The organism is Stenotrophomonas sp. STEN023, from assembly GCF_056760135.1.
On record NZ_JBRREF010000005.1, the window covers coordinates 62,085 to 74,036 of the forward strand.

Annotated in this window: 10 protein-coding genes; 1 reads left to right on the forward strand and 9 read right to left on the reverse strand. The window is 63.8% G+C overall.

Annotation, left to right across the window (positions count from 1 at the left end):
* Window positions 1-176: 176 nt before the first annotated feature.
* The 9 genes from secF to ACVOLV_RS02335 form a co-directional block, all read right to left on the reverse strand.
* Complete coding sequence (gene secF, locus ACVOLV_RS02295; protein WP_481552954.1) at window positions 177-1,145, reverse strand: protein translocase subunit SecF; 969 nt, start codon at window positions 1,143-1,145, stop codon at window positions 177-179.
* A gap of 61 nt (window positions 1,146-1,206) precedes the next feature.
* Entirely contained in the window at window positions 1,207-3,051 is a 1,845-nt protein-coding gene (gene secD, locus ACVOLV_RS02300) for a protein translocase subunit SecD (RefSeq protein WP_481552955.1), read from the reverse strand.
* 57 nt (window positions 3,052-3,108) lie between these two features.
* Window positions 3,109-3,438 carry a preprotein translocase subunit YajC gene (gene yajC / locus ACVOLV_RS02305; RefSeq protein ID WP_303746693.1) on the reverse strand — a complete coding sequence of 110 codons (330 nt, stop codon included), beginning with the start codon at window positions 3,436-3,438 and terminating at the stop codon, window positions 3,109-3,111.
* Between the two features lie 126 nt (window positions 3,439-3,564).
* Window positions 3,565-4,704: a tRNA guanosine(34) transglycosylase Tgt gene (tgt, locus tag ACVOLV_RS02310; protein WP_481552956.1), complete on the reverse strand. Its 1,140-nt coding sequence runs from the start codon at window positions 4,702-4,704 to the stop codon at window positions 3,565-3,567.
* Between the two features lie 74 nt (window positions 4,705-4,778).
* A complete protein-coding gene (locus tag ACVOLV_RS02315) occupies window positions 4,779-5,780 on the reverse strand; it encodes an ABC transporter ATP-binding protein (RefSeq protein WP_481552957.1) in 1,002 nt (333 codons plus the stop codon).
* On the reverse strand, window positions 5,770-7,422 hold the full coding sequence (locus ACVOLV_RS02320; protein ID WP_481552958.1) for an ABC transporter permease: 1,653 nt from the start codon (window positions 7,420-7,422) through the stop codon (window positions 5,770-5,772). The genes ACVOLV_RS02315 and ACVOLV_RS02320 overlap by 11 nt, the downstream gene beginning before the upstream one ends.
* 72 nt (window positions 7,423-7,494) lie before the next feature.
* The gene (locus ACVOLV_RS02325; RefSeq protein ID WP_481552959.1) at window positions 7,495-8,571 is read right to left on the reverse strand and encodes a Fe(3+) ABC transporter substrate-binding protein; all 1,077 of its coding nucleotides are present in this window, start codon (window positions 8,569-8,571) and stop codon (window positions 7,495-7,497) included.
* Window positions 8,572-8,664: 93 nt separating this feature from the next.
* Window positions 8,665-9,708: a tRNA preQ1(34) S-adenosylmethionine ribosyltransferase-isomerase QueA gene (gene queA / locus ACVOLV_RS02330; protein ID WP_481552988.1), complete on the reverse strand. Its 1,044-nt coding sequence runs from the start codon at window positions 9,706-9,708 to the stop codon at window positions 8,665-8,667.
* A gap of 149 nt (window positions 9,709-9,857) precedes the next feature.
* Complete coding sequence (locus tag ACVOLV_RS02335) at window positions 9,858-10,289, reverse strand: Lrp/AsnC family transcriptional regulator (RefSeq protein ID WP_282271858.1); 432 nt, start codon at window positions 10,287-10,289, stop codon at window positions 9,858-9,860.
* A 118-nt stretch (window positions 10,290-10,407) separates the two neighbouring features.
* Here ACVOLV_RS02335 and ACVOLV_RS02340 point away from each other — a divergent pair, with 118 nt between their 5' ends.
* A complete protein-coding gene (locus ACVOLV_RS02340) occupies window positions 10,408-11,904 on the forward strand; it encodes an aminotransferase class III-fold pyridoxal phosphate-dependent enzyme (protein ID WP_481552960.1) in 1,497 nt (498 codons plus the stop codon).
* The last annotated feature ends 48 nt before the right edge of the window (window positions 11,905-11,952 follow it).

Here is an 11,952-nt window from a genome sequence, read left to right on the forward strand (position 1 = left end):
GGCTAAACAGAAGACAGCAGCACAAGCAGTTTGCGCGCTGAACCGGGAGGATCGTAGTGCGCTGCCGCAGCGAAAACAACCGACGCCACCGCATGGACTGCCCTGCCCTCACTCGGATTGCGGGCAAAAGAAAAGCCGCGCAGGGCGCGGCTTTTCAGCGAGGCAGTGCGGTACCGTCAGGGACGACGGGCCAGCTCTTCCTCATCCTTGGCCTTGGGCAGCAGATCCTGCTTGGTGACCTTGAACGGACCGATGCTCAGCAGCGGCACGGCCACGATGATCGAGGAGATGACCACGATCACGGCGCCGACCATGTGGGTCTCGGCCAGGCCTTCCATCGACTCGCCACCGAACATGTACAGCGCAAGTGCGGACAGGAAGAACAGCACCGCAGTGATGACCGTACGCGACAGCGTCTGGTTGATCGAGCGGTTCAGCACTTCCAGCGGCTCCACGCGCAGGCTGCGGAAGTTTTCGCGCACGCGGTCGAACACCACGATGATGTCGTTGATGGCAAAACCCATCACCGACAACATACCGGCCAACACGGTCAGGTCGAACTCGCGGCCAACCAGCGACATGTAGGCGATGGTCAGGATCAGGTCGAAGAACGCGGTGACGCTGGCGACGATGGCGAACTTCCATTCGAAGCGGGCGGCGATGTAGATCAGGAAGCCGATGACCATGAACAGCGTGGCGTAGATGCCGTTCATCGCCAGGTCCTTGCCGACCTGCGGGCCAACGAATTCACCCGGCTGCACGGTGGCGACGTTATCCGCCGCAGTCACCGCAACGCGGACATTCTCGGCAACCTTCTGTGCGGCATCGGCAGCATTGTTGTGCTCGCCATCTGGCGGCAGGCGGATCATCAAGTCATTGCCGCCGCCAACGCTCTGCACCTGGGCATTGTCGAAGCCGGCTTTTTCAAGACGCTCGCGCACCGTGTCGGCGTCGATGCTCTTTTCAAAGTGGGTACGCACAACCGTGCCGCCGGTGAACTCCAGCGCGTAGTTGAAGCCCTTGAAGCCGATGATGGCGAACGAGGCCAGCAGCAACACCACCATGATCGCGAGCACCGGCTTGCGGTGACTCATGAAGTCGATATTGGTGTCGTTCGGAACGATGTGAAGTGGAAACAGTTTCATGCAAGGAGTTCCTTGGAAAACCCGCACCGGTCAGGTGCGGGCTTCTGCGAAGAGATTCGCGTCAGATGGCCACGGAGTTCAGCTTCTTGCGCTTGGCGTAGATCAGCGTTGCCAGAGCACGCGACACGGTGATCGCCGTGAACATGGAGGCGAAAATACCGATGATCATGGTCAGCGCGAAGCCCTTCAGCGGGCCGGTACCGAACGCGTACAGCGCCACACCGACGATCAGGCCAGTGAGGTTGGCGTCGAGGATGGTGCCCGAGGCGCGCTCGTAACCCTCCGCGATGGCCTTCTTGGCCGGCATGCCCAGGCGCAACTCTTCACGGATACGTTCGTTGATCAGCACGTTGGCGTCGACCGACAAGCCGACCGACAAGGCCAGACCGGCAAAGCCGGGCAAGGTCATGGTCGCGCCGAACATCGACATCACCGCCACCACGATCAGCAGGTTGAACAGCAGCGCCACCGAGGTGATCACGCCGAACATGCGGTAGTAGATGGCGAAGAACACCAGGGTGAAGATGAACGAGAACACCACTGCCTTGACGCCGCGATCCACGTTCTCTTTACCCAGGCTCGGGCCGATCACGTATTCCTCGACGAAGTCCATCGGCGCAGCCAGCGAGCCGGCACGCAGCAGCTTGGCCAGGCCATCGGCTTCGGTCTTCTCCAGACCAGTGGTCTGGAATTCCTTGCCGAACACACCATTGATGTTGGCCACGGAGATCACTTCTTCCTTGACCCGGAAGCTGCGTTGCTCCACGCCGTTGACCATGGTCACCTGCGGAATCCGCTCGGTGTAGACCACGGCCATCGGCTTGCCGACATTGGCGCTGGTGAAATCAAACATGCGCTGGCCACCGACGCTGTTCAGCGTCACGCTGACCGACGGCAGGCCGTTCTGGTCAGTGGAAGTCGCTGCCTTGACCATCTGGTCACCGGTGACGATGGTGCGCTTGTTCAACAGCACCGGGCGACCGGCACGGTCGCGGTAAAGCTTGGCTTCCGGCGGGATGCGGCCAGTGCTGGCGGCATCCTCGGCATTGCCATCAACCACGGCGCGGTATTCCAGCGTCGCGGTGGCACCGATCATGCGCTTGGCTTCGGCGGTATCCTGCACGCCCGGCAACTCGACCACGATGCGGTCTTCGCCCTGGCGCTGGATGATCGGCTCGGCCACGCCCAGTTCGTTGACGCGGTTACGCAGAGTGGTCAGGTTCTGCTCGATGGCGCCGGAGGCGATCTGCAGCATTTCCGCCTGCGGCACGGTCGCGGTAATGCGGTCACCACTCACCGAATAGGTGAAGGTCGGCTGCGACTTGGCCAGTGCAGCACGTGCCTTGTCGGCATCGGCAGCATTGGTCAGCGCGACCGAGATATCGCTTTCGCCACGACGCTCGACCGAACGGTAGGAGACGCGGTTGTCACGCAGGGTGGTACGCACGTCTTCAGTGAAGGCTTCGAAGCGCTTGTCCACCGCGGCCTTCTGGTCCACCTGCAATGCGAAATGCACGCCGCCAACCAGATCCAGGCCCAGCACCATCGGCTTGCCACCGAGATTGGCCAGCCAATCCGGGACGGTCGAGGCCAGGTTCAGGGCCACGGTGTAGTTTTCACCGGCCGTTTCACGCAGCACCTCGTTGGCGCGCGACTGGGCGTCCAGCGAAGTCAGGCGGACGATCAGGTTGTTCTCGCCCTCCTTCTCCACCGACTTGGCGGTGACACCGGCCTCGCCCAGCGCCTTGCTGACGCGCTCTTGCAGCGCATCATCAATCTGCCCACCACGGTTGGCGGTGATCTGAACGGACGGATCCTTCTGGTAGATGTTGGGCAGCGCGTACAGCGCGCTGACCGCCAGAACGATCAGAATCAGGAAGTACTTCCAGCGCGGAAATTCAAGCATTGCAGGATCCTGCGCGACGCCGGTGCGGCGTCACGACGTGACGGAAAGGGATCAGCCTCAGGCGGCGTTCTTCAGCGTGCCCTTGGGCAGGACGTTGCCGACCGAGCCCTTCTGCACGCGGATGCGGACGTTGTCGGCCACTTCCACGGTGATGAAGTTGTCGCCGATGTCGGTGACCACGCCGGCAATGCCGCCGGAGGTCAGCACTTCGTCACCCTTGGAGATCTTCTCCAGCATTGCCTTGTGTTCCTTCTGACGCTTCATCTGCGGGCGGATCATCAGGAAGTACATCACTGCGATCAGCGCGATGGGCAGCAGGAAGGTGCCCATGCCCGGTGCGGCCGGAGCGGCCTGGGCGACGGGGAGCAGGATAGCCATGAGAGTCATTTTGTAATCCTTGATGTTGGGCGGCGCCCATGCAGGCCGGATGGCCTGCAGCAGTTACCGCGAAACGGGGTCAGCCGTGAAGTATGCCACGCGTCCGGGAGCACGTCCCGGACCGTGTGAAGACCGCTACTCCCCTGACAACGCCGGGACGCTCAGGCCCCGGGCTGCATAGAAGGACTCGCGGAAGGCCAGGAAGGTTCCCGCCTCGATGGCCGCACGCATGTCGGCCATCAGCTTTTCGTAATAGAACAGGTTGTGCAGGGTGCCCAGCATCGGCGCCAGCATCTCGTTGCAGCGGTCCAGGTGACGCAGGTAGGAGCGCGTATACCCGCCGGTACAGGCGTGGCAGCCGCAACCCGGCTCGATCACGTCCATATCCCGCTCATAGCGGGCGTTACGGATGCGAACCGTGCCAAACGAGGTGAAAAAGTGGCCGTTACGGGCATTACGGGTCGGCATGACGCAGTCGAACATGTCCACGCCGCGGGCCACGCCTTCGACCAGATCCTCCGGCCGGCCCACGCCCATCAGGTAGCGCGGACGGTCGGCTGGCAGGATCGGATGCATGTGGTCAAGCATGGCATTGCGCTCGTGCTCGGGCTCGCCCACCGCCAGGCCGCCGATGGCATAGCCGTCGAAGCCGATCTGCTGCAGGCCTTCGGCCGAGCGGCTGCGCAGCTCAGTGTGCACGCCGCCCTGGACGATGCCGAACAGCGCTGCGTCGTTGCCCATGGCGTCATGCGCGTTGCGGCTGCGCTGGGCCCAGCGCAGGCTGAGCTCCATCGACTTGCGTGCCACCGGTTCGGTGGCCGGGTACGGGGTGCATTCGTCGAAGATCATGACGATGTCCGAATCCAGCACCTTCTGGATCTTCATGCTCTCTTCCGGGCCCAGGAAGACCCGGGCGCCGTCGGTCGGCGAGGCGAACGTGACGCCTTCTTCGGTGATCTTGCGGCGATGCGCCAGCGAAAACACTTGGAAACCGCCCGAATCCGTCAGGATCGGGCCATTCCACTGGCAGAAGCCATGCAGGCCGCCGTGGTCGGCGATCACGTCCAGGCCCGGGCGCAGGTATAGATGGAAAGTATTGCCGAGAATGATCTCGGCCCCGAGCGCACGCACCTGCTCTGGCAGCACGCCCTTGACCGAGCCATAGGTGCCGACCGGCATGAACGCCGGGGTCTGCACGGTGCCGCGCGGGAAGGACAGCTGGCCACGGCGGGCGCGACCATCGGTGTTCTGGAGCTTGAACTGCAATCTGGACATGGAAGCATTGAGGCGTCAGTTGCGCCAATTGTCGCGGATATGGGCCAGCAGGGCGAACTTTGAACCCGGATTGCTCAGTCAGCGAAGCGGACCGGCGCCGGATCGTGCCAGCCTACGCCGACTTCAGCCCCGATTTCCGGCAGCTGATCGGGAGCGAAGTCCAGCTCCAAACGTTCACCACCGGCCAGTCGCACCCAACCGCTGCTGCCCGGCCCGCGGAATACCACGGCCTCCACCCTTGCGCGCAGCAACGCCTGCGGGTCCAGTTGCAGGCTCTGCGGCCGCACCAGCACCCGCCCACCCTCGCCCATTCCAAGCTGCGCAGCATCCACAACCGTGCCACGGCCAATGAAGCCGGCCACGAACGGATCCAGCGGCGCTTGGTACAGGGCCTGCGCCGTGTCCCATTGCAGCAAACGGCCGTCGTGCATGACGCCGATGCGGTCGGCCATGGCGAAGGCCTCGCTCTGGTCATGGGTCACCATCAGCACGGTGGTGCCGGCGGCCTTGAGCAGATCGCGCAGTTCGCCTGCGAGCCGCTGGCGGGTATCGACATCGAGATTCGAGAATGGCTCATCCAGCAGCAGCAGGTCCGGCGCCGGCGCCAAGGCGCGGGCCAGCGCCACGCGCTGTTGTTGGCCTCCGGACAGCTCATGTGGATAGCGCTGCTCCAGCCCCGGCAATCCCACGTACTGCAACAAGGCCTGCACCCGCGCCTTGCGCTGCGCGCGCGGCAAACCACGCAGGCCGAAGCCGATGTTCGCTGCCACATCCAGATGCGGGAACAAGGCGTAGTCCTGGAACATCATGCCGACCCTGCGCTGTTCGGCCGGCAGCGCCTGTTGCGGCGTCGCCAACTGCCGCCCGGCAAGCACGATGCGGCCCTGCTGCAGTGGCTCGAAGCCGGCAATGCTGCGAAGCACCGTGGTCTTGCCGCAGCCGGATGCACCGAGCAGGCAACCGATCTCGCCGCGTCCGAGTTGCAGCGATAGACCATCCACAACCCGCTTGAACCCACCTGCGGCGGGGTAACCAATCTGCAGGTCCTGCAACAACAGCTGTGCATCAACGTGCATTTTCCACTCCATATGCAGCACCGGCACGCGCCAACAGGATCACCGGCAACAGGCCGCTGACCACAATCAGCAAGGCCGCTACGGCCCCTTCCTCATACGTGCCCCGCGCCGCTTCCGCGTATAGCCAGGTTGCGAGGGTTTCGAAATTCATTGGCCGCAGCACCAAGGTGGCCGACAACTCTTTCATAGTGTCGACGAACACCAGCAGCGCGGCCGCAGCCAGGGCTGGACGCAACAACGGCAGATGCACGCGCCGCAGCATGCCGGCCGCACCTTCGCCCAGATTGGCCGCAGCCTGATCCAGCGACAGCGGAACGCGCGCCAGACCCGATTCAATCCCGCCGACAGACACCGCAAGAAAGCGCAGCGTGTACGCAAGCACCAGCACAGTGACCGAGCCCATCAACACCATCTGCGGCGAACCACCAAACAGCGCCAGCCCCCGCCCGAGCATCGCATCGAGCCCACCCAGCGGCAGCAACAACCCGATCGCAAGCACCGTGCCCGGTATCGCATAACCCAAGGCGGCCGTACGACTATTGATGGCGGCCAAGCCATCACGCCGCCGCGCCTGCGCCAGACGCAATGCCCAGGCCACCAGCAGTCCAAGCGTCATCGCCACCAACGTTGCCAGCAAGGCCACGCGCAACGTGTTCCACAAGGCGGTCAGCAACTGCGGCGAAACCCCGCCAAGCTGCAGACGCGCGACCGCCTCCCACAGCAGATAGGCCGCCGGCACCAGAAAGCCCAGCAGCACCGGCAGCAGCCCCAACAGCAGCGCAAACACCGCACGTGCACCACACAATTGCAGTGGCTGCAACGGACGCGGCCGCAGCACGCTGGCGTAACGCTGCCGCCGCCGACCGTGCCGCTCCAACGCCAGCAACAAGGCCACCACACCGAGCATCGCCAGCGCGATCTGGGCTGCACCAGCCAGATCACCGCGACTGACCCAGGTGGTGTAGATCGACACCGTCAGCGTCTGCACGCCGAGGAATTCGGAGGCGCCGATGTCGTTGAGGGTTTCCAGCAAGGCCAGCGCCACACCCACTGCGATTGCCGGCCGCGCCAACGGCAGCGCTACCCGCCAGAACACCTGCAATGGCGTTGCGCCCAAACTGCGCGCCGCTTCCAGCAAGCCCGCAGCCTGGGTCATGAACAAGGCACGCGTGGTCAGGTACACATAGGGATAAAGCACGAAGCCGAGCAACACGATGCAACCGCCGAGATGGCGGATGTCCGGCAGACGGAACTGGCGCGGGCTGTCATAGCCCAGCAGATCACGGATCAAGCCCTGCACCGGGCCAAGCGGATGCAGCACATCCAGATAGGCGAACGCGGCGATATAGGTGGGCACGGCCAAGGGCAGCAACAATGCCCAGCTCAACAGCTTGCGCCCGGGGAAGGCGAACGCCGTCACCAACCACGCGCTGCCCGTACCAAGCACACCGACCAGGACGCCCACACCCAGCAACAACAGACCGGTATTGAGCAGCGCAGTCGGCAACACATTGGCCCATAGATGCGCCCAAAGACCGGCGCTGCCGTCGCTGGCCGCCCACGCCAGGCCCAGCAGCGGCGCCAGCATCAAGGCTGCCACCGATGTCGCAGCCAGCAGCCACGGATTCCATCGCAACACCATCAAGCGCCATCCATTACAAAGCAGCAGGCCGGCACCGCATACGCAACGCCGGCCTGTCGGGAACCCGCAGGTTCAATTATCGAAGCCGACCTTGTCCACCAGCTCACTGGCCAACTTGCGGTTGGCGACGACCTCGGCCAATGGCAACGGATCCACCTTCATCGGACCGAAGCTGGCGACGACCGGGTCCAGTGCAACGCCGGGCTTGACCGGGTACTCGTAGTTGGCGCGCGCATACAGGCTCTGCGAGCTGTCACTGACCAGATACTCCAGCAGCTTGACCGCGTTGTCGTGATTGGGCGCGTGGCGGGCGACAGCGGCGCCGGAGATGTTGACGTGGGTACCGGTATCGGCGGCACTGGCAAACACCGGCCGCACCACCTGGATGGCATCACCCCAAGCGCGCTGCTCGGAGCCTTCTTCGGCATTCTTCATGCGACCGACGTAGTACGCATTGGCTACACCGATATCGCAGATACCGGCAAGGATGTCGCGGGCCACATCACGATCACCACCAGCGGCCTTGCGCGCCAGGTTGGCCTTGACCGCGCGCAGCCAGGCTTCGGTCTTCTCCGCACCATCGTGCGCGATCATCGCCGCGAACAGGCTGGTGTTATAGGGATGCTGGCCGGAGCGGATGCATACCCGGCCCTTCCACTTCGGGTCGGCCAGATCTTCATAAGTGAAGCCGGTCAGGTCCAGATCCTTGTCGGCATAGACCACGCGGTCACGCAGCGACAGTGCGAACCACTGGCCTTCTGGCGAACGCAGATGTGCCGGAATCGCAGCCTCCAGCACCGGCGACTTCACCGCCTGGGTATGGCCGGCCTCGACCACGTCGAGCAGGCGCCCGGTATCCACCGTCATCAGCACGTCAGCCGGCGAACGCTCGCCTTCTGCCGCGAGCCGCTCGGTCAAGCCGTCCTTGAGCATCACCGTATTGACCTTGATGCCTGTGTCCGCGGTGAACGCGTCCAGTAGCGGCTGCACCAGCCCGGGCTCACGCGTGGTGTAGAGATTGACTTCACCCGCTGCTGCCGGCGGCGCGGCCGCAGGCGTGGTGGTATCACTGGTTCTGGCGCAGGCACCAAGCAGGACGAGGGAACACAGGGCAGCCAGATGGCCGGCGGCACGCTTCGGATGACGCATGGATTACTCCGGAAGTGGTCGTCGGTCCCGGCCACGATGGCCGGACACGGATCAAATGAGAACTTATCTCATTTGATCCGCCCGTGCACTGCGTCAAACAGCCGCACCTTCCGCAGCCGGGAACAACAGCATCGCGTCGCCATAGCTGAAGAAGCGGTACTTCTGCGCGATAGCGTGCGCATAGGCCTCGAAAACACGCTCCTTGCCGGCGAACGCGCTGATCATCATCAGCAAGGTGCTTTCCGGCAGATGGAAGTTGGTGACCATCGCATCGACGCTGCGGATGCGGTATCCGGGAGTGATGAAGATCTGGGTTTCACCGGCATAGGGAAGCAGCTCACCCTCACGCATGGCGCTCTCCAGCGCCCGCACCACGGTGGTACCAACGCCGATCACGCGGCCACCAGCGGCGCGGGTGCGGCGCACCTGATCGACCAGCTCGGCACCTACATTGAGCCATTCGCGGTGCATCACATGTTGGGAAAGATCATCCACCCGCACCGGCTGGAAGGTACCTGCGCCGACATGCAAGGTGATGTGGCCGAACTGCACGCCACGTTCGCGCAGCTGCGCCAACAGCGCCTCATCGAAATGCAGGCCAGCGGTAGGCGCAGCCACGGCACCTACCTGCTTGGCGAACACCGTCTGGTAGCGCTCACGGTCGTCCACGCCCGGCTCGCGATGGATGTAGGGCGGCAGCGGCAGGCGGCCTTCGTGCACCAACCAGGACTCCAGAGACTCCGGAATATCGAAACGCAGCACGTAGAACTCGCCATCGCGGCCAAGCACCTCGGCTTCGCCACCGGCATCAAGCTGAATGCGACTGCCAGCCTTGGGCGACTTGCTGGCACCGATCTGTGCACGCGCCTGCTGTCCGCCGAGCAACCGCTCGATCAGGATCTCGACGCGGCCGCCACTGGTTTTCTGCCCGAACAGGCGTGCCGGAATGACGCGGGTGTCGTTGAACACCAGCAGGTCGCCGGGCTGCAGCAGCTCGGCCAGATCACGCACCTGGCGGTCATCGAACGCGGCCGGTGCCGGCGGAACCAGCAGCAGACGGCTGGCCGAACGCTCGGCCAAGGGCGCCTGGGCGATCAATTCCTCAGGCAGGTCATAGGTGAAATCGGACTTCTTCAAGGCCGGAACTTCGTACGGAGAGCCGGGCATTGTAGCTCTCGCGGGCGGAAGAGCCGGTTTTTCAGGTTTCGGCTCCGCTGCGGGGACCGCTTTGGATCAACAGCCACGGAAGCCGAAACGGCGACCCGTCCGGCACCGGCCCGTCTGGATCAACGTTCAAACTTCGTGGAAAGAATGATCGCGCTGTTGGTCCGCTCCACCCCATCCACCGCGCCGATCGCATCGGTCACCACATCCATCTCACTGACCCCGCCGACCACCACCATCGCGATCAGGTCATGGTTGCCACTGACGGAATGCAGCGAACGCACCTCGGTGATATCGCGCAGCGCCTTGACCACCGCCGGCATCTTCTTCGGCAGCACGGTGATCAGGACGTGCGCACGCACCTGGCCCTGCTCGTAGTCCTCGTGGGTTCGCACCGTGTAGCCGGCGATCACCCCCAACTGCTCAAGCCGGTCGATGCGGCTCTGCACCGTGGTCCGGGACAATCCCAGGCGACGGGCAATCTGCGCGGTTGATGCGCGCGCATCCTCACGGAGCACGGACAACAGGCGCTCGTCAGCAGGAGAAATATTCACATTGCAAACCAGCTTCGTCGATTCGACGAAATTACCCGAAAATACGTCGAGATCATAGCTGCCATATGTCCAGAATCTCCACATAATGGATATATACAAGAAACTTCTGGAGATGAGCATGACCGTACTCGGCCCCCTCGCCCCGCTTCGCGCGCACGCCGGCAGCCGCCTGACCCAAGGCCTGGACGACGCCAGCGTTGAACGCTTGGCCGTTGCTCACCCGGACCTGGCCGGCGCAATCGCCGCCGCCGCCAGCGAATACGCCCGTATCAAGGACGAAGCTGCCGACCTGCTGGATCTGGACGAACAGGACCAGATCGACGCCATGCAGGCCGGCTTCGTCAATTTCTATGCCGACGATGCCATCGTTCCCTATATCGCCCTGGCCGCCTGCGGACCGTGGGTAATCTCGCTCAAGGGCGCGGTGCTGTATGACGCCGGCGGCTACGGCATGCTCGGTTTCGGCCACACCCCGGCCGATGTGATGGCCGCCGCGGCAAAACCGCAGGTCATGGCCAACATCATGACCCCGAGCCTGGCCCAGCGCCGCTTTGTCCAGGCCATGAAGAAAGAGATCGGCCACCGCCGCGGCGGCTGTCCGTTCACCCACTTCATGTGTTTGAACTCCGGCTCCGAAGCCGTCGGCCTGGCCGCACGCATCGCCGATATCAACGCCAAGCTGCAGACCGATCCAGGCGCACCGCATGCCGGCGCCACGATCAAGCGCGTGGTGATCAAGGGCAGCTTCCACGGCCGCACCGACCGCCCCGCGCTGTACTCGGACTCCAGCCGCAAGGCCTATGACCAGCACCTGGCCAGCTACCGCGGCGAGAACAGCGTGATCACCGTTGCGCCATATGACGAAGCGGCAATGCGCAAGGTATTCGCCGATGCCAAGGCCAACAACTGGTTCATCGAAGCAGTGTTCCTGGAGCCGGTGATGGGCGAAGGCGACCCTGGCCGCGCGGTACCGGCCAGCTTCTACAAGCTGGTCCGCGAGCTGACCCGCGAGCACGGCAGCCTGCTGCTGATCGACTCGATCCAGGCCGCACTGCGTGCGCACGGCACCCTGTCCTTCGTCGACTACCCGGGCTACGAGACACTGGATCCGCCGGACATGGAAACCTATTCCAAGGCCTTGAACGGCGCGCAGTTCCCGCTGTCGGTACTGGCCGTCACCGAACATGCCGCAAAGCTCTACCGCAAGGGTGTATACGGCAACACCATGACCACCAACCCGCGTGCGCTGGATGTAGCCGTTGCCACCTTGGCCCGCCTGTCGCCGGAAGTGCGCCAGAACATCCGCCTGCGTGGCGAGCAGGCCGTGCAGAAGCTGGAAGCGCTCAAGACCAAGCTCGGCGGCCTGATTACCAAGGTGCAGGGCACCGGCCTGCTGTTCTCCTGCGAACTGGCCCCGCAGTTCAAGTGCTATGGCGCCGGCTCCACCGAAGAGTGGCTACGCATGCATGGCGTAAACGTGATCCACGGTGGCGAGAATTCGCTGCGCTTCACCCCGCACTTCGGCATGGATGAGGAAGAACTCGACGTGCTGGTGGACATGGTAGGTCGCGCGCTGGTTGAAGGCCCGCGTCGAGCGCAAGCTGACGCTGCCTGATTTCCTGTGATGCGTAACGAAACAGGCGGCCAATGGCCGCCTGTTTCT

Excerpts from the sequence above, each read along its gene's own strand:
- secF (WP_481552954.1), bottom strand. The coding sequence starts at position 1,145 with ATGAAACTGTTTCCACTTCACATCGTTCCGAACGACACCAATATCGAC.
- secD (WP_481552955.1), bottom strand. The coding sequence starts at position 3,051 with ATGCTTGAATTTCCGCGCTGGAAGTACTTCCTGATTCTGATCGTTCTG.
- yajC (WP_303746693.1), bottom strand. The coding sequence starts at position 3,438 with ATGACTCTCATGGCTATCCTGCTCCCCGTCGCCCAGGCCGCTCCGGCC.
- tgt (WP_481552956.1), bottom strand. The coding sequence starts at position 4,704 with ATGTCCAGATTGCAGTTCAAGCTCCAGAACACCGATGGTCGCGCCCGC.
- ACVOLV_RS02315 (WP_481552957.1), bottom strand. The coding sequence starts at position 5,780 with ATGCACGTTGATGCACAGCTGTTGTTGCAGGACCTGCAGATTGGTTAC.
- ACVOLV_RS02320 (WP_481552958.1), bottom strand. The coding sequence starts at position 7,422 with ATGGTGTTGCGATGGAATCCGTGGCTGCTGGCTGCGACATCGGTGGCA.
- ACVOLV_RS02325 (WP_481552959.1), bottom strand. The coding sequence starts at position 8,571 with ATGCGTCATCCGAAGCGTGCCGCCGGCCATCTGGCTGCCCTGTGTTCC.
- ACVOLV_RS02340 (WP_481552960.1), top strand. The coding sequence starts at position 10,408 with ATGACCGTACTCGGCCCCCTCGCCCCGCTTCGCGCGCACGCCGGCAGC.